The organism is Jiangella anatolica, assembly GCF_003236295.1.
Classification (GTDB): domain Bacteria; phylum Actinomycetota; class Actinomycetes; order Jiangellales; family Jiangellaceae; genus Jiangella; species Jiangella anatolica.
Map to the genome: position 1 here is coordinate 72,836 of NZ_POTW01000004.1, position 23,863 is coordinate 96,698.

The 23,863-nt window shown below is 68.6% G+C and carries 26 protein-coding genes and 1 pseudogene; 11 read left to right on the forward strand and 16 right to left on the reverse strand.

Going from position 1 to position 23,863, the window contains the following annotated elements; translation table 11 throughout:
* Positions 1–66 precede the first annotated feature (66 nt).
* Entirely contained in the window at positions 67–672 is a 606-nt protein-coding gene (locus tag C1I92_RS02615) for a DUF8453 domain-containing protein (protein ID WP_146604995.1), read from the forward strand.
* On the opposite strand, the gene C1I92_RS02620 is transcribed toward C1I92_RS02615, so the two are convergent.
* From C1I92_RS02620 to C1I92_RS02635, 4 genes are all read right to left on the reverse strand, one after another.
* On the reverse strand, positions 669–1,742 hold the full coding sequence (locus tag C1I92_RS02620; protein WP_111253100.1) for an ArsO family NAD(P)H-dependent flavin-containing monooxygenase: 1,074 nt from the start codon (positions 1,740–1,742) through the stop codon (positions 669–671). The genes C1I92_RS02615 and C1I92_RS02620 overlap by 4 nt on opposite strands.
* 16 nt (positions 1,743–1,758) lie before the next feature.
* Entirely contained in the window at positions 1,759–2,169 is a 411-nt protein-coding gene (locus C1I92_RS02625) for an arsenate reductase ArsC (protein ID WP_111253101.1), read from the reverse strand.
* On the reverse strand, positions 2,166–2,810 hold the full coding sequence (locus C1I92_RS02630) for an arsenate-mycothiol transferase ArsC (protein ID WP_111253102.1): 645 nt from the start codon (positions 2,808–2,810) through the stop codon (positions 2,166–2,168). Before C1I92_RS02630 ends, C1I92_RS02625 begins: the two co-directional genes overlap by 4 nt.
* 100 nt (positions 2,811–2,910) lie before the next feature.
* On the reverse strand, positions 2,911–3,315 hold the full coding sequence (locus tag C1I92_RS02635; protein ID WP_199520887.1) for an ArsR/SmtB family transcription factor: 405 nt from the start codon (positions 3,313–3,315) through the stop codon (positions 2,911–2,913).
* A gap of 113 nt (positions 3,316–3,428) precedes the next feature.
* Here C1I92_RS02635 and C1I92_RS02640 point away from each other — a divergent pair, with 113 nt between their 5' ends.
* The gene (locus C1I92_RS02640; RefSeq protein ID WP_369124068.1) at positions 3,429–3,755 is read left to right on the forward strand and encodes an ArsR/SmtB family transcription factor; all 327 of its coding nucleotides are present in this window, start codon (positions 3,429–3,431) and stop codon (positions 3,753–3,755) included.
* Between the two features lie 61 nt (positions 3,756–3,816).
* Entirely contained in the window at positions 3,817–4,797 is a 981-nt protein-coding gene (locus tag C1I92_RS34725; protein WP_111253105.1) for a metalloregulator ArsR/SmtB family transcription factor, read from the forward strand.
* Positions 4,798–4,847: 50 nt separating this feature from the next.
* Here the strand turns inward: C1I92_RS34725 and C1I92_RS34730 are convergent.
* The 7 genes and pseudogenes from C1I92_RS34730 to C1I92_RS02680 form a co-directional block, all read right to left on the reverse strand.
* A pseudogene (locus tag C1I92_RS34730) lies at positions 4,848–5,486 on the reverse strand (response regulator transcription factor); the annotation flags it as partial.
* A 9-nt stretch (positions 5,487–5,495) separates the two neighbouring features.
* Positions 5,496–6,404 (reverse strand): phosphate ABC transporter ATP-binding protein PstB, encoded by a 909-nt coding sequence (gene pstB, locus C1I92_RS02655; RefSeq protein ID WP_111253107.1) that lies wholly within the window; start codon positions 6,402–6,404, stop codon positions 5,496–5,498.
* Between the two features lie 23 nt (positions 6,405–6,427).
* Entirely contained in the window at positions 6,428–7,327 is a 900-nt protein-coding gene (gene pstA / locus C1I92_RS02660) for a phosphate ABC transporter permease PstA (protein WP_111253108.1), read from the reverse strand.
* On the reverse strand, positions 7,327–8,280 hold the full coding sequence (gene pstC / locus C1I92_RS02665) for a phosphate ABC transporter permease subunit PstC (RefSeq protein ID WP_111253109.1): 954 nt from the start codon (positions 8,278–8,280) through the stop codon (positions 7,327–7,329). Before pstC ends, pstA begins: the two co-directional genes overlap by 1 nt.
* An 8-nt stretch (positions 8,281–8,288) precedes the next feature.
* A complete protein-coding gene (locus C1I92_RS02670) occupies positions 8,289–9,299 on the reverse strand; it encodes a PstS family phosphate ABC transporter substrate-binding protein (protein WP_111253110.1) in 1,011 nt (336 codons plus the stop codon).
* A 188-nt stretch (positions 9,300–9,487) separates the two neighbouring features.
* Positions 9,488–10,147 (reverse strand): arsenate reductase ArsC, encoded by a 660-nt coding sequence (locus C1I92_RS02675; protein ID WP_111253111.1) that lies wholly within the window; start codon positions 10,145–10,147, stop codon positions 9,488–9,490.
* 11 nt (positions 10,148–10,158) lie between these two features.
* Positions 10,159–10,830: an arsenate reductase/protein-tyrosine-phosphatase family protein gene (locus tag C1I92_RS02680; RefSeq protein ID WP_111253112.1), complete on the reverse strand. Its 672-nt coding sequence runs from the start codon at positions 10,828–10,830 to the stop codon at positions 10,159–10,161.
* 102 nt (positions 10,831–10,932) lie between these two features.
* Here C1I92_RS02680 and C1I92_RS02685 point away from each other — a divergent pair, with 102 nt between their 5' ends.
* From C1I92_RS02685 to C1I92_RS02695, 3 genes are all read left to right on the forward strand, one after another.
* On the forward strand, positions 10,933–11,658 hold the full coding sequence (locus tag C1I92_RS02685) for an aquaporin (RefSeq protein ID WP_199520889.1): 726 nt from the start codon (positions 10,933–10,935) through the stop codon (positions 11,656–11,658).
* A 37-nt stretch (positions 11,659–11,695) separates the two neighbouring features.
* Complete coding sequence (locus tag C1I92_RS02690; protein ID WP_111253113.1) at positions 11,696–13,102, forward strand: FAD-dependent oxidoreductase; 1,407 nt, start codon at positions 11,696–11,698, stop codon at positions 13,100–13,102.
* 368 nt (positions 13,103–13,470) lie between these two features.
* Positions 13,471–14,397 carry a hypothetical protein gene (locus C1I92_RS02695; RefSeq protein WP_111253114.1) on the forward strand — a complete coding sequence of 309 codons (927 nt, stop codon included), beginning with the start codon at positions 13,471–13,473 and terminating at the stop codon, positions 14,395–14,397.
* A 69-nt stretch (positions 14,398–14,466) separates the two neighbouring features.
* On the opposite strand, the gene C1I92_RS33290 is transcribed toward C1I92_RS02695, so the two are convergent.
* The 3 genes from C1I92_RS33290 to C1I92_RS02705 form a co-directional block, all read right to left on the reverse strand.
* Positions 14,467–14,817: a hypothetical protein gene (locus C1I92_RS33290; protein ID WP_146604996.1), complete on the reverse strand. Its 351-nt coding sequence runs from the start codon at positions 14,815–14,817 to the stop codon at positions 14,467–14,469.
* Positions 14,818–15,081: 264 nt separating this feature from the next.
* On the reverse strand, positions 15,082–16,317 hold the full coding sequence (locus tag C1I92_RS02700; protein WP_111253115.1) for an MFS transporter: 1,236 nt from the start codon (positions 16,315–16,317) through the stop codon (positions 15,082–15,084).
* Positions 16,314–17,393, reverse strand: a complete 1,080-nt coding sequence (locus tag C1I92_RS02705; RefSeq protein ID WP_111253116.1) for a flavin-containing monooxygenase — start codon at positions 17,391–17,393, stop codon at positions 16,314–16,316. The genes C1I92_RS02700 and C1I92_RS02705 overlap by 4 nt, the downstream gene beginning before the upstream one ends.
* A gap of 65 nt (positions 17,394–17,458) precedes the next feature.
* Here C1I92_RS02705 and C1I92_RS02710 point away from each other — a divergent pair, with 65 nt between their 5' ends.
* Both C1I92_RS02710 and C1I92_RS02715 read left to right on the forward strand, forming a co-directional pair.
* The gene (locus tag C1I92_RS02710) at positions 17,459–17,803 is read left to right on the forward strand and encodes an ArsR/SmtB family transcription factor (RefSeq protein WP_111253117.1); all 345 of its coding nucleotides are present in this window, start codon (positions 17,459–17,461) and stop codon (positions 17,801–17,803) included.
* A gap of 6 nt (positions 17,804–17,809) precedes the next feature.
* Positions 17,810–18,256, forward strand: coding sequence for a GNAT family N-acetyltransferase (locus C1I92_RS02715; protein ID WP_111253118.1), 447 nt, complete (start codon positions 17,810–17,812; stop codon positions 18,254–18,256).
* A gap of 4 nt (positions 18,257–18,260) precedes the next feature.
* On the opposite strand, the gene C1I92_RS02720 is transcribed toward C1I92_RS02715, so the two are convergent.
* Positions 18,261–18,626: an ArsR/SmtB family transcription factor gene (locus tag C1I92_RS02720; RefSeq protein ID WP_111253119.1), complete on the reverse strand. Its 366-nt coding sequence runs from the start codon at positions 18,624–18,626 to the stop codon at positions 18,261–18,263.
* A gap of 141 nt (positions 18,627–18,767) precedes the next feature.
* On the opposite strand from C1I92_RS02720, the gene C1I92_RS33295 reads away from it, so the two are divergent.
* From C1I92_RS33295 to C1I92_RS02735, 3 genes are all read left to right on the forward strand, one after another.
* The gene (locus C1I92_RS33295) at positions 18,768–18,962 is read left to right on the forward strand and encodes a hypothetical protein (protein ID WP_146604997.1); all 195 of its coding nucleotides are present in this window, start codon (positions 18,768–18,770) and stop codon (positions 18,960–18,962) included.
* Positions 18,963–19,304: 342 nt separating this feature from the next.
* Positions 19,305–19,841 carry a hypothetical protein gene (locus C1I92_RS02730; RefSeq protein ID WP_111253121.1) on the forward strand — a complete coding sequence of 179 codons (537 nt, stop codon included), beginning with the start codon at positions 19,305–19,307 and terminating at the stop codon, positions 19,839–19,841.
* A 317-nt stretch (positions 19,842–20,158) separates the two neighbouring features.
* Positions 20,159–22,987: an NACHT domain-containing protein gene (locus tag C1I92_RS02735; protein WP_146604998.1), complete on the forward strand. Its 2,829-nt coding sequence runs from the start codon at positions 20,159–20,161 to the stop codon at positions 22,985–22,987.
* Between the two features lie 93 nt (positions 22,988–23,080).
* Here the strand turns inward: C1I92_RS02735 and C1I92_RS02740 are convergent, their stop codons facing one another.
* Complete coding sequence (locus C1I92_RS02740) at positions 23,081–23,605, reverse strand: hypothetical protein (protein WP_111253123.1); 525 nt, start codon at positions 23,603–23,605, stop codon at positions 23,081–23,083.
* Positions 23,606–23,863: the final 258 nt, after the last annotated feature.

The window sequence follows — 23,863 nt, forward strand, 5'->3', positions numbered from 1 at the left end:
TCGGTTGCGTAGGCCAGTGCGGCGCGGCGGTCCGGGGCTGCCACCGCACGCCTCTAGCCTGACGACGTGGAATGGGACTGGAATGCCGTGGACTGGACCGCGGTAGGCGGCATCTCCGCGGCTGCGACGGCGCTAGTGGCGATCGGTGCCCTCCTCGCGGCCAGCCGCGACAGCCGCGAACGCACTCGGCCGGTGATCGTCGTCGAGTACCGCGTCCCGCCTTTCGCGTTCAACAGGCTCGATCTGGTCGTTCGCAACGTCGGCGCCAGCACCGCGCGGAACATCCGGGTCACGTTCGACCCGCCGCTGTCGGACATGGGGCGAGACGGCATTCTCGCTCGGTCCGTGATCCACCGGTACGCGCAGCCCATCACCGTGCTAGGTCCAGGTCAGGAGCTGACGAACTCGGTCCAGGTCGACGAGAACGACCCGTCCGACTGCGATGTGCCTGATGACATGGTGGTGCGTGTCGAGTACGACCGGCGGTGGCGGCGAAATTACAAGGACACTTTTCGTTTGCAGACCTCGGCGTACTTTGACCACACCTCCACAAGATCCTCGGACGCACCGGAGGGCCGCCTAAAGGAGATCGGTGATCAGCTGAAGAAGCTGACAGCGATCATGGAGGCCCTCCACAACGAGCAACGGCGAGACGATGGCGACGCGCGCTAGCTCGTAAGGAAGCCGATCAGCTCGTGGACGGTGTCGCGGGCCGTGCGTGCGGCGCCGACGAGGGTGGCCGACGCGGGCCCGGTCCAGTCGCCGTAGCCGACCAGGTAGAGGCCCGGGATGTCCGTCGAGCGCGTGCCGGCCGCGCCGCCCATGGCGACCCGCCCCCGTACGCCCAACGCGTCGAGGTGGCCGAGTGCCGGCTTGAAGCCGGTGCACCAGACGACGGCGTCGACGTCGTCGCGGCGTCCGTCGGGCCATTCCAGCCCGGCCGGTGTCAGTGCGGAGACCGGAGGTTCGGCGACGAGGGCGTCGCGATCCCGGGCCTCGCGGACGGGCGGAACCATGACGATGTCGCCGAGGCCGCCGATCCCGCCGCCTGGGTCCTCGACGCCGTCGCGGCGGGCAGCGAAGCGGCGCGACGCCAGCTGGAAGAGGACCCGTCCGTCGACGTCGTCGGGGAGGAACCGGGGCGGTCGCTGGGTGATCCAGATGGTCTCGGCGACGGTGGAGAGCTCGGCGAGGATCTGCGCGCCGGAGTTGCCGCCACCGACGACCGCGACCCGCTGTCCCACGAACGGCTCCGGCCCGTCGTAGTCGACGGCGTGCAGCTGCCGGCCCCGGAACGAGTCGCGGCCGGGGACGGCGGGCACGTACGGCCGCGACCAGGTGCCGGTCGCGCTGACCACGGCCCGCGCCTTCGCGCTACCGCCGTCGGTGACCACCTCGAACCGCCCGCCGTCGACAAGGGACACCGACGACACCCGCACCGGCCGCACGACGGGCAGGTCGTACCGCTTCTCGTACCGGGTCAGGTAGTCGACGACGTGCGCGGCGTCGGGGAACCGGTCGTCACCTGCCGGCGGCATCATCCAGCCGGCCAAGGACGAGTACGACGCCGGCGAGAACAGCCGCAGTGACGGCCAGGCGTGTTGCCAGGCGCCGCCGGGTGCCGGCTGGTCGTCGAGGATCAGGAAGTCGACGCCGGCGCGACGCAGGTAGTAGCCGACGACCAGCCCGGCCTGCCCGCCGCCGACCACGATGACGTCGGCGTCGCGCAGCTGGACCGTCATCTCGCGCCTGACGGGGTCAGCCCGCGGTCTCCTTCAGGGAGGCAATGAGCGCCTCGACGCGACCGCGGATGTCGTCGCGGATGGGGCGGACCGACTCGATGCCCTGGCCGGCCGGGTCGTCGAGTTCCCAGTCCTCGTAGCGCTTGCCCGGGTAGAACGGGCAGGCGTCGCCGCAGCCCATGGTGATGACGACGTCGGACTCCTGAACCGCCTCGTCGGTGAGGATCTTCGGCTGCTCGGCGGCGATGTCGATGCCGAGCTCGGCCATGGCCGCGACGGCGACGGGGTTGACCTGGTCGGCGGGCGCGGACCCGGCCGAGCGGACCTCGATGTCGCCGCCGGAGAGGTGGTGGAGGAACGCTGCTGCCATCTGGGAGCGGCCGGCGTTGTGGACGCAGACGAACAGCACGCTGGGCTTGTCGGTCACCTGGACTCCGTGTCGATGAGGTCGGCGAGGAGCGCGTGGACGCGGCTGTCGAGATCGTCGTGGATCGCCGCCAGCCGGGCGTCGTCGGCGCCGTCGGGGTCGGCGACGTCCCAGTCCTCGTAGCGCTTGCCGGGATAGACCGGGCAGGCGTCGCCACAGCCCATCGTAATGACGACGTCGGCGGCCCTGACGACGTCGTCCGTCAGCGGCTTCGGGAACGCGGTGGAGACGTCGGCGCCGACCTGCTCGAGCAGCCGGCGGGTCTCGGGATGCAGGTCGCCGGCCGGGCGCGACCCCGCGGAGCGCACGTGGACCCGCCCGATCGCGATGCGGTCCAGGAGGGCGGCGGCGATCTGCGACCGGCCGGCGTTCTGCTCGCACACGAACAGCACCTCGGGCACGGCCTTGATGGTGGCGCCGCTGGCCTGGGCGACGGCGGTGAGCCGCTCGAACGCGAAGTGCTCGGTCAGCGACGGTACGTGCTGCTTCACCGCCGATGTGCGCAGCAGCGCGACGTAGGACTCGGCGACGAGGCGACGCGTCGTCTCCGCGGTCACGATGCCGGTGAACCGGTGCGCCAGGCGTTCACTGATCCGGTCCAGGACGGCGTCGACCGAGAGCAGGCCGTCGGGCTGGGTCATGGTGTGCTCCAACGTCGAGGGAATCGGCCGGCGGCTCGCCGACCACGATAGGAAGCGCCCCGGCCGACCCGGCCACATCTGCAGACGCGCCGCCAGGTGTTCACGCAGCGTTCGCCGACGTGTTCAGCGCCGCGGCCAGCTCGCGTAAGGCCCGGGCCTGCACTGAGTGAAAGGTCCACCCGTCCTTCTGCTCGCCGGCGACGAGGCCGGCAGTCGCGAGCACCGCCAGGTGCTGCAGTACCGCGCTCGGCGCCAGGCCGCTTTCGTCGCTCAGGTCGCACTCGCAGACCTGTGCGCCGGCACGGCACGCGACCAGCGACAGGAGCCGCAGACGGACCGGGTCGGCCAGCGCCGCGAACACGCCCGCCAGCCGGGACGCCGTCGCCGCCGAGATCGGTTCCCGGAACAGCGGACCGCTCGCATCGCAGGCCGGGCGCGACGCGTCACCCGCCCGTTGCATAGACACTCGTAAATATTGATCGATATCGATGTCAGCCAGGTGCATAGCGGATGGCGAGTGGCTGAACCGGGCCCGTGGTGGTGCTCTGATACCGATGACGGGCCGCTTTGCCCCTTACGATGGACCGTGTGAGTGTCACGCCGCAGTACGGAGGGCCGGTGGGTGAACCCGCCGAGGTCGCTGCTCGCTCACTCACGCCCGGCACGTCGCTCACCCGCGACGACGCCGAACGGCTCGCCGGATTGTTGCGCGTGGTGTCCGACCCGACTCGCCTGCAGTTGCTCAGCATGTTGCTGGCCGCTCCCGATGCCGAGGCGAACGTCACCGACCTCACGGAGCCGCTCGACCTCACCCAGCCGACCGTCTCGCATCACCTGCGCCTGATGGTCGAGGCGGGGGTGCTCCGGCGCGAGCGCCGCGGCAAGCAGGTCTGGTTCTCGATCGTGCCGGAGCGGCTGGCGGCCATCGCGGACATTCTGCGCTGACCTTCGGATGGGCTGAGTTTCGTCTAGACCGTTCACATAGATCTGCGTCAAAATAGGCGCCATGACGACGGAGTCGGGCGATGAACCCCTGCGACCGATCACCCGGTCGGCCGCCACCGAGATCGCCCAGCAGCTCAAGGTGCTCGCCGATCCCGCGCGGTTGCAGCTGCTCGCCCTATTGATCGACCACGAGGGCGGCGAGGCGTCCGCGGGCGAGCTGGCCGCGAACGTCGCGCAGTCGCCGTCGACGGTGAGCCACCACCTCGGCGTGCTGCATCGCGCCCGCATGGTCGAGAAGGAACGGCGGGGGACGGAGATCGTCTACCGGCCGTCGCACGACGCGCTGGCCCGGTACGCGCGGCTGGTCGAGACCGGCAGCCCGGGGCCGGCGCAGGGGCTGATCCGCGTCGACGCCGTTCTCGGCCGGGTGGCCGACCAGCTCGCGGCGCGCTTCTCCGGCATCTTCTCGCCGGAGACCGTCGAGCGGTACGTGGTGGAGAGCTACCAGCTGCTGTCGGGACGAGCTCGCATCACCCGCTACCTGCCGTCGCTCACGTCGAGCTTCGCCGCCGAGCGGCTGACCGCCCTGGCGCAGGCGCAGGGGATCATCGTCAAGGGTGTCCCCGAGGTGTTGTTCGTGTGCGTGCAGAACTCCGGCCGTTCCCAGCTCGCGGCCGCTGTGCTCAAGTTCATGGCCGGGCAGCGAGCGCACGCACGCACGGCAGGCTCGGCGCCGGCGCGGGCGCTCAACCCGGAACTCGTCACCGTGCTGGACGAGATCGGCGTGCCGCTCGGTGCGGAGTTCCCGAAGCCGCTGACCGACGATGTGGTCCGAGCGGCCGATTACGTCATCACGATGGGCTGCGGCGACGCCTGCCCGGTGTACCCGGGCCGGCGCTACCTCGACTGGGCGATCGACGACCCGGCAGGCAGGCCGATGGACGAGATCCGCCGGATCCGCGACGACGTGGTGTCACGGGTCGAGGGGCTGCTGGCGGAAGTGCTGCCGGCCGGCGTGTCGTCCGGGGCGACGAGGCGGTAGCCGAGGCCGCGCACGGTCCGGATGATCCGCGGGTTGCGCAGGTCGTCGCCGAGCTTCATCCGCAGCCGGCGGATGTGCACGACGAGCGTGTTCGTGGTGCTGTGCGATCGGCCCCAGACCGCGGTCATGATCTGTCCGGAGGTGACGACGCTCTCGGTGTTGCGGATGAGGTAGGCGAGCAGTTCGAGTTCGCGGACGGTCAGCTGGACCTTCTGGCCGCCAATGGTGGCCTCGTAGGAGCGCAGGTCGACGCTGAGGCTTCCGGTGCGCAGCAGGCCCTCGCCGGGGGTGGCGTTGGGGCGGATTCCGGCGAGCAGGGGCGTGAGCTCGGGCATCCGGTAGGGCCGGGCGACGATGGCGCTGACGCCGGCGGCGAGGAGGGCGTTCATGAGGACGGAGTCGTCGGTGGCGCTCATGCCGGCGATCACCGCGGCCACCCGCTGTTCGCGGATGGCCTGAACGGCGACGGCGACGGGGACGCCGGGAAGATCGGTGCTGATCAGGACGACGTCCGGGTGGGTCAGCCCGGTGCGCAGCAGTGCCTCGGCGCCGTTGGCGCAAGTGGTCACCTCGGCACCGAGGACGGACATCGCCTCGGCGAGGTCGGCCGCGACGGCGGGGTCGGGCTCGGCCACCAGGACGCTGAGGTGTTGCTGGGTGCCGACGGAGTGGAGGGCGGGTACGGTCACGAAGACCTCCTATCCGAAGCGGCCGGAGATGTAATCTTCGGTGCGCTTGTCGGCCGGCTTGGTGAAGAGCACGGTGGTGCGGTCGAACTCGACGAGCATCCCGGTGCGGTCCCCGGTCTGCTCGTCCGGCCGGGCGGTGAAGAACGCCGTCCGGTCGGCGACGCGAGCGGCCTGCTGCATGTTGTGGGTGACCACGACGATCGTGTAGTCGTCACGCAGCTCGTGCATCAGGTCCTCGATCTTGGCCGTGGCGATCGGGTCGAGGGCCGAGCAGGGCTCGTCCATCAGGATCACCTCGGGGCGCGTCGCGATGGTGCGGGCGATGCACAGGCGCTGCTGCTGCCCGCCCGACAGCCCGTAGGCGGACTGGCCGAGCTTGTCCTTGACCTCGTCCCACAGCGCGGCCCGGGTCAGGACCTCCTCGACGAGGTCGTCCATGCTGTCGACCTTCATCCCGGTCACGCGGGGGCCGTAGGCGACGTTGTCGTAGATGGACTTGGGGAACGGGTTGGGCTTCTGGAAGACCATGCCGATCTTGCGGCGCACCTCGATCGGGTCGACGTCGTCGGCGTACATGTCCTGGCCGTGGTAGGCGATCACGCCGGCCACCCGGGCGCCCTCGATAAGGTCGTTCATCCGGTTCAGCGAGCGCAGAAGCGTCGACTTGCCGCACCCGGACGGTCCGATCAGCGCGGTGATCTCGTTGCGGCCGAAGAGCATGGTCACATCGCTGACGGCGCGGAAGCTGCCGTAGAAGATGTCCACGCCCTTGCACTCGATGACGGGGTCGGGCACGTCGGACAGGGAACGGTCGGGGCGACCGGTCTTCACCGCCGATGGATCGATGTGGACGCCGGTCTGTGCTCGGCCGTTGCCCGTGTGGGTCGTGTCCTGTCCGGTGGACGTCTCGCTGGTCATGGGGTTGGTCTCCACGAGTCGGGTCACCAGCGGTGCTGGTAGCGGTTGCGGATGAAGATGGCCAGCGCATTCATGGCCAGCAGCAGCACGAGGAGCACCACGCTGGCGGCGGCGGCCAGCTCGTGGAAGCCCGCCTGCGGGCGGCCGGTCCAGTTGAAGATCTGGATCGGCAGCGTCGTGAACCCGCTCAAGAGGCCGTTGGGATCGAACGTCACGTAGACGAGCCCACCGAGCAGCAGCAGCGGCGCGGCCTCGCCGAGCGCCCGCGAGAGAGCGAGGATCGTCCCGGTCGCGATGCCGGGCACCGCCGAGGGCAGTGTCTGGCGCCAGACGGTCTGCCACTTGGTGGCGCCCAACGCGAGGGAGCCCTGCCGGATCTCGTCCGGAACGGCGCGCAGCGCCTCGCGCGTGGCGATGATGACCACCGGCAGGATGAGCAGGCTCAGCGCCAGCGCGCCACCGATGACGACGTTCTTGTTCTGCACGCCCAGCAGGGCCAGGAAGCCCAGCGCGAGCATGCCGTAGATGATGGCCGGGACGGCCGCGAGGTTCTGGATGTTGAGCTCCAGCAGCCGGTTGAACCAGTGCTTCTTGTCGGCGAACTCCTCGAGGTGGATCGCGGCGGCGACGCCGAGCGGGATGGTCAGCACCGCCGTCGTGCCGATGACCCAGGCGGACCCCAGGATCGCCGCTCGTGCACCCGCCTCTTCGGGGACGGACGCGGAGTACCCGGTGAGCAGGCCCGAGTCCAGGCGGCCGGCGCCGTCCTGCGCGATCGTGACGATCAGCGTGACCAGGACGCCGAAGGCGATCAGAAGGCTCAGCCAGAGCAGGAGGAGGAAGACGAGCGAGCGGGTGCTGCGTTCGCCGCCGCGAGCCCGGCCGGTGATGGCCGCACGGGCGGCATCGGCTGTGGTGGCCATCAGTACGCCTCCCGGAAGCGCCGGACCAGCCGGATGCTGATGAAGTTGATGACGAGGGTCAGGGCGAACAGCAGCAGCCCGACGGCGAAGAGCGTGTTGTACTCCAGCGACCCGACTCGGGCGTCGCCGAGCGCGGCGTTGGCGATGAAGCCGGTCATGGTCTGTCCCGCCTCCAGCGGTCCCTCGACGATGCGCGCCTGGTTGCCCGCGGCGATGGCCACGATCATCGTCTCGCCGATCGCCCGCGAGATCCCGAGCACGATCGCCGCGATGATGCCGGAGAGCGCGGCCGGGAACACCACGCGGAGGCTGGTCTGCATCCGGTTGGCGCCGAGTGCCGCCGAGCCCTGCCGCATGCTCATTGGCACCGCGGACATCGCGTCCTCGGACAGCGACGCGATGGTCGGGATGATCATGATGCCCATGACGAGACCCGCGGCCAGTACGCTGAACGCGCCGGTCTGGAAGCTGAACAGGTCGCGCAGGATCGTCGCTTGCACGAAGGTCAGGGCGAAGAACCCGAAGACGACGGTCGGGATGCCGGCCAGGACCTCGAGGATCGGCTTGAGCACCTTGCGGACCCTGCGGTGCGCATATTCGCTGAGGTAGATCGCCGCGCCGAGTCCCAGCGGCACCGCCACCAGCAGGGCGATGGCCGTGGTCCACAGGGTGGCGGTGATGAGCGGCACCACCCCGAAAGTGGCCGGGCTGAACTGCGGCGCCCAGCGGGTTCCGGTGAGGAAGTCGATGACGCTGACCTCGGCGAAGAACTCCAGCGCCGGCACCAGGAGTGCGACGACGATGCCGATCGTGGTGGCCATCGACACGGCGGCCGCGAGGAACAGGCCGAGCCGGATCGCTCGCTCGCCGGGACGGCGGTTCCTGGCGGTGATGGATGCGCCGGGGTGGCCCGGCACGCCTGCCGGGCCACCCTGGTTGACGACTGTGCTCATGCGGTCACTTAGCCGAGGCTCGCGAGCTCGTCCGTGGCGGTCTGCTGCTGCTCCGGCGTCAGCCCGATGAACAGCGCCCGCTCGGCGATGTCGACCGCGTTCTCGACGTAGAAGTCCACGAACGCCTTCACCTGCGGCTGGCTGGTGTAGGACTCGTTCTTGACGTAGATGAACAGCGGCCGGCCCAGCGGGACGTACTCGTTGGACTGCACCGTCTCCGACGAGGGCGCCACGCAGCCGTTGCCGCCGTCGACCTCGACCGCCTTGACCGACTCCGGGTTCTCCTCGACGTAGGAGAGGCCGAAGAAGCCGGTCGCGCCCACGTCACCGGCGATGCCCTGGACCAGGACGTTGTCGTCCTCGGACGGGCTGTAGTCGGTGCGGATCGCGCCGGTGTCGCCGTTGATCGCCTCGGTGAAGTAGTCGAAGGTGCCCGAGTCGGTGCCGGCGCCGAACAGCGTGAGCGGCTGGTCCGGGAACGACGGGTCGACCTGGTTCCAGTTGGTGATCTGGCCCTCGGACTCCGGCGACCAGATCGTCTGCAGCTGCTCGACGGTCAGGCAGGTGGCCCAGTCGTTCTCCGGGTTGACGGCGACCGCGAGGCCGTCGTTGGCCATGACGATCTCGGTGAAGTCGATGCCCGCGGACTCGCAGGTAGCCGTCTCCTCCTCGTCGATCGGACGCGAGGCGTTGGAGATGTCGGTCTCGCCGGCGCAGAACGCGTCGAAGCCGCCGCCGGTACCCGAGGTGGCCACCGTGACGTTGACGTCCGGGTTCTCGTCGCCGAAGAGGTCGGCCGCGGCCTCGGTGAGCGGACCGACGGTCGAGGAGCCGTCTGCGGCGACGGCGCCGGAGACTGCGCCGCCGGCGTCACCGTCGGGCGCCTCGGTCTCGCTGCTGTCACCCTCGTTGGAGCTGGTCTCGGGGTCGTCCTGACCACCGCACGCGGCCAGACCGAGAGTCAGAGCGCCCGTCGCCGCGATCGCGAGGACCGACCGGCGGAGTCTGCTGGAGGTCACGTTGAATCTAGCCTTCCGTTTCTGACCGTCCGGCGCCCCCCTGGGTGCCGGCTGCTCGGGTGAGCAGGTCACATTGAAGACCGTCTATGTGAACGCGAAGCAAACGCACGCCATCTGACGTCGAAATATAGAAGTCTGTCTATGTGAAAGGGGCCTGTGGCGGCGCCGCGCCCCGCAATGGGTCGCCGTCAGGCAGGTTGAGCCGTGACGCCGAGCTGGTCCAGGAGGGCGTGGACGCGGCGTTCGATCTCGTCGCGAATGGGCCGGACGGCGTCGAGGCCCTGGCCGGCCGGGTCCTCGAGGGTCCAGTCCTCGTACCGCTTGCCCGGGAAGACGGGGCACGCGTCGCCGCAGCCCATGGTGACGACGACGTCGGCGGCGCGGACGATCTCGTCGGTCCACGGCTTCGGGTACTCACCGGAGATGTCGATGCCGCGCTCGGCCATCGCGGCCACCGCGACCGCGTTGACTCGTTCGCCGGGCTCCGAGCCGCCGGACCAGGCGATCGCCGCGTTACCGGCGTGGTGCTGGAAGAAGCCCAGAGCCATCTGCGACCGGCCGGCGTTGTGCACGCACAGGAACAGCACCGTGGGACGGCCGTCCTGACTCAAGCCCTCGACCTTGGCCAGCGCGGTGAGGCGCTGGCGGGCGAACCGCTCGGCCAGCAGCGGCAGGAAGTTCGCGACGACGGCGCGGCCGGCGAACTGGTCGTACGAGGTGTGCAGGAACCGCTCGATCGTCTCGGTGCCGAAGGTTCCCTCGAAATCGGTCGCCAGTCGCGTGGCGGCGGTGGTGAGGGCGACCTGCTGGTCCAGGGTGAGCGGTGCGCGTTCGTAGGTGTTCGACATGACGGTGCCGTTCAGGAGGCGGCGAGCCGTGGGGCGAGGCCGCCGACGCGGTCGATGAGCGCGGTGACGGTGGCGTCGAACGCCTCGTCGGTCCCCACACGGACGGGGTCGGGGATGGACCAGTGCAGTCCACCGAGGTCGCCGAGCTCTTCGTGGGCGTGGTCGCAGACGGTGATGACGAAGTCGTCGTCCGCGGCGATGTCGGCCAGGCTTCGTGGCTGCGCGGGTCGCATGGGGAAGCCATGCCGACGCGCTGCGGCGACGGCACCGGGGTCGATGTGGTCGGCTGGGTGGGTGCCGGCCGACGCGGCGGGGATGGTGCTGGCCTTCTTCCAGAGAGCCGCCGCGAGCTGGGAGCGTGCGGAGTTGGCGGTGCACACGAACACCACCCGGTGGGCGCGGCCGACGGCGCCAGGGGTGAGTCCGTCGAGCGCGCCGGGGATGAGCCGGACGTAGCTGCGGCGGCGGTCGGCCTCGGAGCGGCCGCGGGTCAGCATCCCTACCGCCTCGAGCGTCTTGAGGTGGTGGGCCAGCAGGTTCGACGGCATGCCCAGGTGGGCCTGCAGCTCGCTGGGGGAGAGGTCGCCGAGGCTGAGCAGGTCGGCGATGTGCAGCCGCGCCGGGTCGGACAGCGCCGCGTGCTTGGCGGCCCGCCGCTCCAGCTCAGTTCGCTCAACGTTCATTGGCTCAATCTTGACTGAGCTAGAGCCGTCGGTCAAGATGTGGCCGTGACCCGATCTCACCCACGCACCGGCCGACTGTCCGCACCAGCACCCTGGCGTCGGTTGCTCGCCGAGTTCCTCGGGACCGGCCTGCTGGTGGCTGTCGTGGTCGGGTCCGGGATCGCCGCCCAGCGGCTGTCGCCGGACGATGTCGGATTGCAGTTGCTGCAGAACAGCACCGCGACCGTGCTGGGGCTAACGGTGTTGATCCTGCTGTTCGGGCCGGTGTCGGGGGCGCACTTCAACCCGGTGGTGTCGCTTGCGGACTGGTGGCTGGGCCGCCGGTCGGGCACCGGTCTGGCGACGGGCGAGGTCGCGGCCTACATCGTCGCGCAATGCCTCGGCGCGGTCTGCGGAGCGGTGCTGGCGAACGTGATGTTCGAGGTAGATGCCGGGATGGCGGTGACCGAACGCTCCGGCAGCGGTGTGCTGGTCGGCGAGGTGGTGGCGACGGCCGGGCTGGTGCTGCTGATCTTCGCGCTCGCGCGGACCGGCCGGGGCGCGCTGGCGGCGCCGGCGGTCGGCGCCTATATCGGGGCGGCGTACTGGTTCACCAGCTCCACCTCGTTCGCCAACCCCGCGGTCACGGCCGGGCGGATGTTCTCCGACACGTTCGCCGGGATCGCGCCGGTCTCCGTCCCGGCGTTCGTCGCCGTCCAGCTGGTCGGCGGCGCCGTCGGCGTCCTGCTCGTCCTTTCCCTCTATCCGGGTGCCGGCCGCGCAGCTGACGCCGTCGTCATCCCGCACGAGAACGGCGCGGCACCCCGTCCCGAACCCGACCGAGCCTGAGCACTCGCGCAGGCCGGATCTCGAAAGGCGCCCCTTCATGCACATCGTCGCCATCGGCGGCAGCGACGCCGGCATCTCCGCCGCGCTGCGCGCCCGCGAGCTGGACCCGTCCGCAGACGTCACTGTGGTGGTCGCCGACGCCTACCCGAACTTCTCCATCTGCGGCATCCCGTACTACATCTCCGGCGAGGTCGGGCACTGGTCGAACCTGGCGCACCGCACCCACGCCGACCTCGAAGCGACCGGGATGCGGCTGCGGCTGGACACCCTGGCCACCGCGATCGACGTGGACGGGCGGCGGCTCGCGCTGCGCGAGAGCGACGGCAGCGAGACGACGCTGGACTACGACGAGCTGATCGTGGGCACCGGCGCGCTACCGGTGCGGCCGCCGATCGCGGGGCTGGGCGAACTGGGTGCGGCCGACGGGGTGCACGTGCTGCACTCGATGGACGACACGTTCGCGCTCGAGCGGAGCCTGGACCGGATCCGGCCGTCGACCGCGCTCATCGTCGGGGCCGGCTACGTCGGGCTGGAGATCGCCGAGGGCCTCACCACGCGCGGCATCGCCGTCACCCAGGTCGAGATGCTGCCCGAGGTGCTGCCCACCGTCGACCCGGAGCTCGGCGCGCTGATCCATGCCGAGCTGGACCGCCACGGCGTCACCGTCCACACGGGTTCGACGGTGACGAGTGTCGGCCGCGGTGGCGCGGGCGGCCTGCGGGTGGACGGGGCCGGGCCGGACGGTGAGCCGCTCGGCTGGGACGTCGACCTCGTCCTCGTCGTGGTCGGGGTGCGGCCGGACACCGATCTGCTGGTCGCCGCCGGTGCGCGGACCGGGCCGCGGGGCGCCGTCCTCGTCGACGAGACGATGGCCACCGGGCTGCCGCACGTGTGGGCCGCCGGCGACTGCGTCGTCACCCACCACCGCCTGCTCGGGGTCACCTACCTGCCGCTGGGCACGACGGCGCACAAGCAGGGCCGGGTGGCCGGCGAGAACGCGCTCGGCGGGCAGGCCGGGTTCGCCGGCAGCCTCGGCACCCAGGTGGTGAAGGTGTTCGACCTGGTCGCGGCCCGCACCGGGCTGCGCGAACACGAGGCCGGCGCGGCCGGGTTCGCGCCGGTCAGCAGCACCGCCACGCCCGACGACCACAAGGCCTACTACCCGGGCGCGCAGCCGATCACCATCCGCATCACCGGCGACCGCGACACCGGCCTGCTGCTCGGCGCCCAGCTGGTCGGGCCGCGCGGCACCGAGACCGCCAAACGCGTCGACACCTACGCCACCGCGCTGTTCCACGGCATGACCGTCGACGGGCTCAGCGAGCTCGACCTCTCCTACACCCCGCCCCTCGGCTCGCCCTGGGACGCCACCCAACTGGCCACCCAAGCCTGGATCCGCGAACACGTGCTGCCCGCGCAGGTCCGCGCCTTCGCCCGGGGCTGACCTGCTCATCTGAGCAGTGCCCGAAGATTCGGTCGGCGAGCCGCTCCACCTGATCCTGCTGGAGGATCCGTCCGGGAATCTCCGCGGCAGCCTCTCGGCTGATGGCGCCGACCGCGACCAGCTTGCGGACCCGTTGGAGGCCGCCGCGCGATGCCTTGGCCGGCATGGCCGTGCGCCCGGCCAGTCGCGAGATCCGGAAGGCAGCCATGCCGGCACGACCGAGCTTCGGGTGCTTGAGGATCAACTCCGCAAATCCCACGCCGGTCGCGCCTTCTCGCCGGGTACCGTGAGGCACAGCAGGTGGAGAGACCGTCGAGTGACCTGCCCGGCGCGCCGCGCCCGGTGGATCTTGATCTTCGTTACGGGGAATGGTTGTGGTCGTGGAAATTGATCAACTCCGTGCGCTGGAGAAGATCTACGATGCCGGTGGAGCGATGGGCTTGATCTCTGCGGGAGACGCGCTGAAGGAGGATCTGTCGGAACGGGAGGTCTACGTCTGGCTTGAGGAGTACGCCGAGCCACGTGGCCTGGTGGAGATCGAAGAAGGTCTGGCGCCACGTGCTCGCCTGACCCCTGCCGCGGTCGATCTTGTCGAGGGTGCGCGGGAGCGTCGCGCCGATCGGCGGTTCCGCCGTCGCGCCCTTCGGGCGAACCTCCTGCGATGGATGGACTCAGAGGCTGGTCGCCCTGGCGTCGAGGTCTTTCCCTCGAAGTTCTTGAGCGCCGACATCGCCGTTCTCGACGGTGAACGGTTCACCGAACTCGACGTCGCGGAGGCGGCCTCCTACCTGGAGGAGAACGGCCTCACGAAGCCGATGTGGGTTGGCGGATCGGCAGGTAGGGTCGCCGCTCGGCTGCGATTGACGAACGAGGGCCAGCGATGCGTTGACGAGTATGACTGCGATATCGATGCGTACCTCCGTCCTTCGGCTGGTTCTGGATCGACGATTGTCAACGTCACCGGCGACGGCAACAATCTTGCGACGGCACACGGAGCCGGCGCCACGGCATCAGCAACGGCCATCTCGACCAGCCTCGGCAACGAGATCACCGATCTCGCTCGCGCACTACGTGAGCTGCTCGATGGAGGGAGTGGTCTGCCCCCTGAGCTCGAGAATGAAGCCCGCGCAGCGGTAGAAGTGCTGGCAACCGAGCGGCAAGACAAGGGAAAGATCAGGTCCAGCCTCCGGGTCCTCACGCGCGTCGGCGAGGGCGCGGCTGGGGGAGTAGCGGGCAACGCCATCTGGCAGGTGCTGCTGAACTACGTGCCGCGGATCATTGAAAGCCTAGGTTGAGTTACGGACGTCCGCGGCCCGCGAAGCCGTCCTGAGTGTCCGCGCACTCGTCGAGCGTTGCCAAGGGTCTCAGGGCACGATCACGATCCGGTGCAGGCCGTCCCATTCCGGCGGCTCCTGCGCCACGATTCTGCGCCAGGTACCGAGGCATTGCGCACAAAACGGGTCGTCGGCATCCCATCTACGTGACTGTCTGCCCCACCTCGGATCCGGATGCTCCGGGATCGCTGGCACATCCTCCTCACCCGCATGGTCGCGACAGGTCGCTGCCGACCAGTAGCCGCTCGGGGATCGGCTGCAAAGCGTCATACGGGTCACATCGCGACGATCGACCGACTCCTCAGCGACTATGTGGATCTTGCCTGGGCCGTAGAACGAGGCGGGATTCCAGACCACCTTGTACCGGAAGTCGTAATGCATAGCCCGCCGGCGCACCACCCACCTCAGCTCTCTCGACCTATGGGCCGCGTCGCCGTCGCCATATCGGCCGAGGGTAGCTGGCACGCCAGACACATCTCGCCGTCCCGGCCCGGCGCCTGTGACGATGCCGAGCAGGAAGCCGCCGGCGATCGAGTTGAGGCGGCATGGCACTAGGGAGGCAGCCCTGTTCGCGGAGGACGGAGAAGCCTTCGTCGCGGATGAACGGCCGTGCGTGTCGAGGCAGGTCGTGGTGGGATCCTGCCTTCATTCCCAGCGGCCCGCTAGGCACGATTGCGTCGCGGTGCCGAGCGCGGCCACGGCGGCTGCGCCGGCGATCGCGGCGAGCACGGCGAACATGGCCGGGTAGGAGCCAACGGTGGCGGCGATGGCGCTGCCGGCCCAGGGCGCGATGGCCATGGCGATGGTGGTGGGGGCGTTGAGGATGCCGTAGAGGGTGCCGAAGCCGGTGATGCCCCACCGGTCGCTGACGGCGGTGGACTGCAGGAGGGTGAAGGCGCCGCGGGCGATGCCGAGGATGATGCTCGCGGCCACGAGGACGGCGGCCGGGCCGGGGAGCAAGCCGGCGGCGGCGATGGTGACGGCGCCTCCGGCGAGGATGGCGACGGACCGGAAGCGCGGGGTGGTGCGGCGCGACAGCGGCGCGTAGCCGATGCGGCCGAGCAGCTGCCCGGCACCGGACAGGCCGAGCGCCCAGGCCGCGAGCGTCATGGACAGGCCGCGGTCGGCGAGCAGCGGGATGAGGTGGATGGTGGCGGCGAACATCGCGAACGCCGTGAGAGCCGAGGCGATGGTGAGGCAGACGAAGGCGCGGCTGGTCGCGACCGCGCGAATGTGGCCGTTGCGCAGCCGCGGATGGGCCGCGTGGTCGGGTGCGGGCCAGGGCGCGGCGAGACCCAGCGCGTGGCCGGGGATGGTGGAGACCGCCAGGAGGACCGCGAGCACGACGTAGGTCTGCCGCCAGCCGAACTGGTCGAGGAGGGCGGCGGTGGCCGGGGCGAAGATGGTGCTGGACAGGCCGGCGACCAGGGTCAGGACGGTCAGCGCGTGGGTGCGGTGCGGGCCGTACCAGCGGGTCAGCGCGGTGAACGCTGCCGCGTAGAGGGTGCCGGCCTGGGCGAGCCCGGCGACCACCCAGGCGGCGGCGAACCAGCCGACGTTCGGTGCGGCGGCAATACTGAGTGTCGCGGCGACTCCGACGACCGAGCCGAGGGTCATGACGAGCCGCGGACCGTAGCGGTCGATGGCGCGTCCGGCCGGGATACCGACGACGGCCGCCACCACGAACGCGAGCGAGAAGGCCGCCGTCGTCGATGGGTCGGACCAGCCGGTGGCCGCGGTGATGGTCGGCAACGCGACCGGGAATGAGTAGTAAAGGACACCCCAGCCGACGATCTGCGTCAGGCACAGTGCGGCCAGCGCGCGCCGCGGAGTGGCCGGCTGCGCGGACCGGCCGTCCTCGGCGCGGCGGGTTCGGTTCACAGGCCGATGATGGCGGGCGCCTGCTGGACGTGGGCGGCCAGCGGTCCGACGACGTAGTCGGCGTCGCGGCTGACACCGCGGATGGTGTTGGAGGAGAACGAGCGCTGGAACTCCAGGCCCAGGTAGACGAGGCCGGGGTGGGTGGTGGAGATGCCGTCGACGTGCAGCGGCAGGCCGTTCTCGTCCAGCGCGCCGAGTGGGCGCAGGTAGTCGACGTTGGGCCGGTACCCGGTGGCGAAGACGACGGCGTCGACGTGCTCGCGCTCGCCGTCGGCCCAGACGACGCCGTCGGCGTCGAAGGCGGTGAACATGGCTCGCCGCTCGACCTGGCCGGACTCGATGGCCTCGCGGTAGTGGCCGGTGTCCAGCACGAGCGGCTTGCGGACGATGTGCCGCAGCCAGGCCGCGGGCAGGTGGTCGAAGCCGGTGACCTCGAGCCAGTGGTGCAGGTCGCGGCCGCGGATCACCTGCGGGAGGAAGTGCACCGGCGCGAGCGTGGCCAGCGTCAGGTCGGCGACGGCGGCGAGCTCGTCGGCGATCTGCACGCCCGAGTTGCCGCCGCCGACGACGATGACGCGCCTGCCTGCGTATGGGGCGGGGTTGCGGTAGCCGGCGACGTGCAGTAACTCGCCGGTGAAGGACTCCTGGCCGGGCAGGGTCGGGGTGATCGGGCTGCCGAATGAGCCGGAGGCCGCAACCAGGCCCGCGGCCGGGTGGGCGTCGCCGTGGGCGGTGTGGACGATGAACCCGGTGCCGTCGGCCTCCACCGCGCTCACCCGGGTGTGGGTGCGGATGTCGACGCCGAGGTGCTGGGCGTAGTGGTCGAGGTAGTCGGCGACCTCCTCGCGGGTGGGGTAGCGGTCGGGGTCGCCGTCCATCGGGAAGCCGGGCATGGCGCTGTAGCGGGCGGGGGAGAAGACCCGCAGGCTGTCGTAGTAGTGCGGCCAGGACCCGGCCGGCCGGTCGCCGGCCTCGAGTACGACGGGGTGCAGGCCTGCGTCGCGGACGGCGCGGGCGGCGGCGAGGCCGGACTGGCCGGCGCCGACGACGATCACAGGGAGCGCGGTGGCGGTCATGCCAGTCAACATATCGTCGATTCGCGAGATGGCAAAATGACGATACGTTGCGTATTCTCGGCGGCATGAGCGAAGTCGTGGCGGCGGGGGAGCGCAGGTCGTTGCCGCTGGTGACCGACGATCTGGTCGAGCTCAGTGACGCCACGCTTGACTTCCTCAAGGCGCTGGCCAATCCGGCCCGGCAGAAGATCATGCTGCTGTTCGCCCGCGGCGCCGAGTTGTCCGTGGGGGAGATCGCCGAGCTCGCCGACATCGGCCAGTCGACCGCGTCGGAGCAGTTGAAGCTCCTGCGCCGTGGCGGCATCGTCACCTCGCGGCGCGACGGCAAGACCGTCTACTACCGCGCCAACAAGGACGGCATGGCCCGCGCCCTCGAGGACCTCCAGAACTACCTCAAGGTCTGCTGCTGAACCATCATGGACCTCGAGCTGATCGAGAAGCGACGGGAGCCCGGCGAGGACGGGTTCGGGTGGCAGCCGTTCGACCGGAGTGAGTGGTTCAACCCCGACTGGTGGAATGACCCGCTCCTGGTCGATGATGCCTCGATCTACCTGCAGGTGCGGCTGGACGGCGTCGAGGTCGCTCGGGTCGAGCTCGACGAGCTGGTCGATTTCAGCCACTTCACTTCTGCGCCTCAGTTCGAGAGCGCGCTAGAGATCGAGTTCATCGAGGTGGTGTCGACGCACCGTCGTCGCGGCATCGGGCGGGCCGTAGTCAATGGTGTCATCGGGCGGTATCCGGGCCGGCGGTTCGTCGCGTTCAGCGAGGGCGCGGATCCGTTCTGGGCGTCGCTCGGCTGGGATCGATACGAGCACCCCGAAGGCGTCGACTACTGGCGCCCGCTCTACATCCAGCCGGCCTAGCGCTTCACTGACCCAGGGCTAGGGCGTCGCGGATGGCAGCGAGGCGTTCGGGGATGACGCGGTAGTAGATCCAGGTGCCGCGGCGGTCGCCGGTGATCAGGCCGACGTCGCGCAGCAGCTTCAGGTGGTGGCTGGTCGTGGCCGCCGTCTTGCCGATGCTCGCTGAGAAGTCGCACGCGCAGACCTCGTCCGCGTTGAGCAGCATCGACAGGATCTTCACCCGTGCGGGGTCGGCCAGCGCCTTGAACATGCCCGCGAGCAGCGAGGCGTCGCCGTCGCTCATGGCCGACGTCGGCGTGCAGCAGTCGTTCAACACCGGCAGAGCGCGAGCGTTCGCCGGTGCGATCGGGCTGATCGTGGTGGTGGTCATCGTCGCTCCAGGTTACCCGGGAAGGTCGGCTGTTTCCATGATTGTCGAAATTTGTTTTGACAATCGTCGAATCAATGTTTAGATGAACATCGAAACAGGGTCGGCTGTTCCGGCCTCGTGGACCACTGCCGAGGAGGCGTCATGGACCCGTACCTGCCCGAGACGATGGCTGCCGAGCGTCGTCGCGATCTGATCGCCGAGGCCGCCCACCAGCGTCTCGTCGCGTTGGCGACCTGCTGCCGCAGGAGCGCCCTTGGGCGCGCCGTGTCGCGGGTCCGCGACGTCTGGGCAGCGCGGTCCGCTAACCGCGGCGCCGCCTGCTGCGCCGCGGCCTGACCACCAACCCATCAGCGAGGCTGCGAGGGAGGTTGACCACGATGGACTGCTGCGACGACCAGACCACGGACTCCTGCAACACCAGTTGCTGCTGAACCACAGGAGAGTGGGTGGCGCGCCGGCATCCGGTGTCGGCGCCTGCTGCCATACGGAACTGCGAGTGGGCCAGCGCTGCGACGATCTCGTACACGATCCGCGTGAGCTCGCTTGAGAACCGGGCTCGACGGCGGGTTCGTCGAGGAGACAGTTGTTACGGACCCTGGTGGCGCCGGTCGGATTCTCGCGTCGACAAACAGGCAGGTCGCGTGTCGAATGTCCGGGTTGCCGTTACGCTGCCGCGCTGTGGATGCAGAGGGATGGGGCCTGACGTTCGGCATCGCCGGTGGTGCCGCCGGTATCGTTTCGGCGTACATCGCATGGCTGGCGTACCGCGGTGCGGGTCGGTCGGCCGGGGACTCGAATCGATCGGCGGACGCTGCCGAGAGGTCGGCGGATGCCTCGGAGAAGTCGGCCGAGACCTCCGAGCGGTCGGCGACGGCCGCCGAGGAGGCTGTGCAGTTGGCGAAGGAACGAGCCAAGCGCGATCGAGAGACGGAGCTCCGCGATCGTGTGCAGTGGGAGATCCGTCAGCCTGACCACCACATGTTCTTCGAGCTGGTTAACAAGGGCCACGGGACCGCCTACGGCGTAGCCGTCGACCTGCCCGATGGGACCAGCCCCGGGCCGTACGTGATCGAGGGCGGCGAAGCTGAGGCGTTCACGCCGCAATGGCCGCTGGTCCGGGGGTACCCGCTCACGATCAAAGTGGGCTGGCACCTGGAGCCTGACCTAATCGACATGCCCCCAAAGACTAAGCGGCTGATCATCCAGCGCCCGTGATCGATCGTTGGCGGGCCGCCCTCCGGTCGCCCTCACGCATGAGGGCCTCGCGGTAGGCATGGGTGCCGCGGCTGACTTGCCCGGCGGTGACGGCGCGGTCGTCAATCAGCGCGGAGGCGCCTGCGCGCTGATCGGCAAATCGAACTGAGACTGAATTTGTGCGAGGAGCATTGTCTCGCTCCCGCGTGAGCCGGGCTGCGGCTTCACGCGGTGCGATGCCCTGTGTGTCGTGGAGCGATGCTGTCACCTCGAGAGGTACCGTGCTCCCGGACTGGTAGGCCCTCAGCGCGGCTCCGGTCGCGCGAGGAGGTCCACGAATGGCTGTCAATCTCGAGCAACTTGGACCAATCGGGTTCCAGGACCTAGCGGGCGCGCTCGCGGTCGAGACCTTCGGAGCCGGAGTCCAGGTGATGGGCTCGGGTCGAGACGGCGGTCGAGACCTGTTTCATAAAGGCCAACTCGTCTGGAGGAAGACGGACGAGCAGGTGGGTGAGGTTTGGGATGGGCACACGATTTTCCAGGTGAAGCACAAGGAGAATTTGGCGTCGCGACCCGTCGAAAATGCGAGTTGGCTTTGGGGTCAGGTACGTGCTGAACTCGAGAAGTGGGCCGATCCAGGATCGGGACGAAACCCCGTTCCAGACTATTTGGTCATCATTACCAACGTACCGCTGAGCCCGGTACCCATGACGGGGGGATTCGACCAACTCGACACGTCAATGCGGGAATACATCGAGAGTTTGGCCGATGCCAGTCGCGACGTGGCAGGCGGCGACGAACGCAGAGCGAGATATGCGCGCATATCCCGGATTCGGAAATGGCGTTTCTGGGATGCGAACCAGATCCAGGTCATGATCAACGCCCACCCCAGCATCCGGCGAGCATTCCCTGGCTTCTTCACGGCTGCCGACGTGTTCGCCAACTTGGCGGAGTTCACCGACAACCTGCGGCTCGATGAGCTTGAGCCCGGGCTACGCGCGCACGCACGTACGTCGCTGATCGGTGAAGGAGTCATCTACTTTGATGAGGCCGGCAGTGGAGACGTCCGAGGAATTCCCGTCCACGATGTCGCCATCGATCTGCCTGTGACCCTCGGCGGCCAAGTCGAGCAGAGTAGCGCGATTCGATACGTGTTAGGCCGGGGCGAACGTGTGCTCAAGCCCCGGCAGAGCATCTACCTAGGTCCGCGTCACCTCATCGTGGCAGGAGCGCCAGGCAATGGAAAGACCACCATCTCCAAGTTCCTTGTCCAAGCGTACCGCGCTGCGATGCTCGCGGGCGCAGGCGACCTGAGCGCTGATCACCAGGAGGTGATTAGCGGCACCAAGGCCGCACTCGAACGACTCGGGATGGCGCTTCCGATGCATCGGCGATGGGCAATGCGGATCGACCTCGCTGAGTATGCGCAAGAACACGGTCTCGACGAGGATTCCACGCTCGTGCGTTGGATCGCCCACAAGGTGTCGAAGCGGTCAGACCTAGGTGAGGTGAAGGCTCGGGCGCTCCTGTCCTGGATGAGGCAGTGGCCGTGGTTCCTGGTCCTCGACGGACTTGATGAAGTCACGGAGCCTAGAGTGCGCAAACGCCTGATCCAGCAGGTATCGGAATTTGTCAATGATGCCGAGGCTGAGAACTGCGATGTTCTCGTCGTCCTGACCACCCGACCAATTGGATACACAGAAAATATCGCACCAAGCCAATTCGAGCGAATCGACCTGGACTACCTCGAGCCTGCCGAGGCCGTTCGCTACGGTACTTTGGCGACAAGAGTACGACTCCGAAATGATCTCGATAGGATCGATCGAGTCGTCCGGCAGTTGAAGAGGGCTGCCGACGACGAGGCGCTGAGGAACCTGCTTCGAACGCCGCTCCAGGTGCTGATCATGACCATTATCATGGATGGAACTGGTCGGCTCGCGCCTGATAGATACAGCCTATTCTGGGGCTACTACGATACGGTGTTTAAGCGTGAGCGGGATAAGCAGGGCGGGTTCCACCGGATCCTTCAAGAGCATGGCCAGCAGATTCAAGAGCTCCACGAGCGCGTTGGATTCGAGCTCCAGTTGCGTAGCGAAGCCGGTGAACGATCGTATGCCACGCTCACAGCACAGGAGCTGGAGAGTCTGACGTGGAACGTCCTGCAAGATGCAGGTTTCAAGCCCTCAGGGCCGGACGCTGACCTACTTGCAAAGATCCTTATGGCCGCGACCCACCGACTGGTCCTCCTCGCCCCTCGAGGTGATGAAGGTTACGGCTTTGACGTCCGTTCCTTACAGGAGCTCATGGCGGCCCGGCGCCTAACGACCGGGCCGCTGGACGACGTGATGTCGCGCCTGCGGATAGCCGCCCCAAGTCCTCACTGGCGAAACACCTGGATCTTCGCCGCAGGCCGCATCTTCTCCACCCCCCAGGACCATGTCCGCCAGGCTGTCGTTCAACTCGTAGAAGCCATCGACGAGGGCGCAGATTTCCGCCTAGGCAGCATCGTCCCCATCGCGCCACAACTAGCGCTCGACCTGATTGACGACGGCATGGCGCGCTCGCTGCCCAAGTGGCGCGACCGACTCATAGCGCAGGGACTTCGCCTACTGCATGAGCCGAGGCCACCCGATGTCCTCGCGGCCACTAGGGTGCTGGTGCGTTTCGCCGGCTCGGGCGAGGAGCAACGCAGACTCGTCGCAGATAGGCTGCGCGATGCTCTCGGAGGCTCAGCGAGCGCGAGGGCCACAGCTGCGGCGATCCAGGGCTTCGTAACCGCCGTCGTCGACGAAATCCATGCACACCCAGATCTCCGCGGCCTCAGAAGTGTGCGCAAGCGACAAGGAACCACGCCGCCTCCTGAGCCGCCCAACGGCTGGGCGACGTTTAACGACGAGATAGCAACCCATCCTGCAGGCCCACAATCGTTGATCAAGATTCGGCATGCCGCAGACGCGATCCGCAGTATTCAGGCGCGTGGGAGGGCAGATGACGTCGATGCCGGGATGATCATCGAAGCCCTTGGCGACAGCGACGCAGCCACCGCCTTGGCGGCTGCTCTTAAGCATGTCGTCACCCACCAGCCGCGGCTGGTGACGGCTTTACGTGACGATGTCCTGCCAAGCATCCATCGTGTGGCAATCGGCGAGTCTCTGCAGCAGGTGTAGTCCTTCAACTCTGCGCGCCCGACAAGATTTGCGCCCATTCCCAACGAGGAGTTGAAGCTTCGATTGGTGGACTCGAGAACGGCCGCATGGCGCTCACGGCAAGGTTAGGGAAGCTGTGGCGCCGATCAGGCCCCCGGCCAGCCTGAGCTGGACGTAACCATGAAGTCGGTCGACGTGTTCGCGTAGCAGAGTGGGGTCGGCGCAGCAGACGTTGGCCAGGGCCGGCGCACCGCCGCGGGTTGTCGGGTACCGGCCCTGGTCGCCGCCTGCGTCGTAGTGATCGAGATCGCGTACGAACGCCACGATGAGATTCTGTTCGGCACCGCCTGCGAGCAGCTCGTCGCGGCGCTGGCTCAGGCTGCGCAGCAGCCCGCTGAGGCTGTGTCCGGGCGGGAAAGCTGGGGCGTGAAGGGCCTTCAGCCCGAGTTCGGCGAGCTGACGTGTGAGGAAGAACGCGGGCTGCGGAGCCCCAACATCGATGGCGGCGACGGCTGCATGGTGGAACTCGGCCAGGGTGTCCTCGACGGGGTTCGCGCAGTGGGTGCGGGACAGGCACAGCGCATCCGGGCCGTTGTGGTTGCTGGTGGTCATGGCACCGAACGGGCTGCGGTAGTTCATAGCAGCTCATTGTCCTCGGCATCAGAGCGAGGTGCGAGTGAGTATCTGACGCCCGCGGTAGACCTCTGACCATCCGCAGTTGGAGCTACGTCAAGATCATGGGAGGTTCACGGGATGATCTTGTTGGCCAGGCCGGGCCAGAGTGCCTGAGGTTGGGTCAGTCAAGGCTGTGAACTCCACAGATGTGAATCCGGCAAGGTCCGAGGCGTCGAGTTTCATTGTTCACACCGAAGAGGTCACTGGTTCGATCCCAGTATC

Excerpts from the sequence above, each read along its gene's own strand:
- C1I92_RS02620 (WP_111253100.1), bottom strand. The coding sequence starts at position 1,742 with ATGACGGTCCAGCTGCGCGACGCCGACGTCATCGTGGTCGGCGGCGGG.
- C1I92_RS02630 (WP_111253102.1), bottom strand. The coding sequence starts at position 2,810 with ATGACCCAGCCCGACGGCCTGCTCTCGGTCGACGCCGTCCTGGACCGG.
- C1I92_RS02635 (WP_199520887.1), bottom strand. The coding sequence starts at position 3,315 with ATGCACCTGGCTGACATCGATATCGATCAATATTTACGAGTGTCTATG.
- C1I92_RS34725 (WP_111253105.1), top strand. The coding sequence starts at position 3,817 with ATGACGACGGAGTCGGGCGATGAACCCCTGCGACCGATCACCCGGTCG.
- pstB (WP_111253107.1), bottom strand. The coding sequence starts at position 6,404 with ATGACCAGCGAGACGTCCACCGGACAGGACACGACCCACACGGGCAAC.
- pstA (WP_111253108.1), bottom strand. The coding sequence starts at position 7,327 with ATGGCCACCACAGCCGATGCCGCCCGTGCGGCCATCACCGGCCGGGCT.
- pstC (WP_111253109.1), bottom strand. The coding sequence starts at position 8,280 with ATGAGCACAGTCGTCAACCAGGGTGGCCCGGCAGGCGTGCCGGGCCAC.
- C1I92_RS02675 (WP_111253111.1), bottom strand. The coding sequence starts at position 10,147 with ATGTCGAACACCTACGAACGCGCACCGCTCACCCTGGACCAGCAGGTC.
- C1I92_RS02680 (WP_111253112.1), bottom strand. The coding sequence starts at position 10,830 with ATGAACGTTGAGCGAACTGAGCTGGAGCGGCGGGCCGCCAAGCACGCG.
- C1I92_RS02690 (WP_111253113.1), top strand. The coding sequence starts at position 11,696 with ATGCACATCGTCGCCATCGGCGGCAGCGACGCCGGCATCTCCGCCGCG.
- C1I92_RS02695 (WP_111253114.1), top strand. The coding sequence starts at position 13,471 with ATGGTTGTGGTCGTGGAAATTGATCAACTCCGTGCGCTGGAGAAGATC.
- C1I92_RS33290 (WP_146604996.1), bottom strand. The coding sequence starts at position 14,817 with ATGCATTACGACTTCCGGTACAAGGTGGTCTGGAATCCCGCCTCGTTC.
- C1I92_RS02705 (WP_111253116.1), bottom strand. The coding sequence starts at position 17,393 with ATGACCGCCACCGCGCTCCCTGTGATCGTCGTCGGCGCCGGCCAGTCC.
- C1I92_RS02710 (WP_111253117.1), top strand. The coding sequence starts at position 17,459 with ATGAGCGAAGTCGTGGCGGCGGGGGAGCGCAGGTCGTTGCCGCTGGTG.
- C1I92_RS02715 (WP_111253118.1), top strand. The coding sequence starts at position 17,810 with ATGGACCTCGAGCTGATCGAGAAGCGACGGGAGCCCGGCGAGGACGGG.
- C1I92_RS02720 (WP_111253119.1), bottom strand. The coding sequence starts at position 18,626 with ATGACCACCACCACGATCAGCCCGATCGCACCGGCGAACGCTCGCGCT.
- C1I92_RS33295 (WP_146604997.1), top strand. The coding sequence starts at position 18,768 with ATGGACCCGTACCTGCCCGAGACGATGGCTGCCGAGCGTCGTCGCGAT.
- C1I92_RS02735 (WP_146604998.1), top strand. The coding sequence starts at position 20,159 with ATGGCTGTCAATCTCGAGCAACTTGGACCAATCGGGTTCCAGGACCTA.
- C1I92_RS02740 (WP_111253123.1), bottom strand. The coding sequence starts at position 23,605 with ATGAACTACCGCAGCCCGTTCGGTGCCATGACCACCAGCAACCACAAC.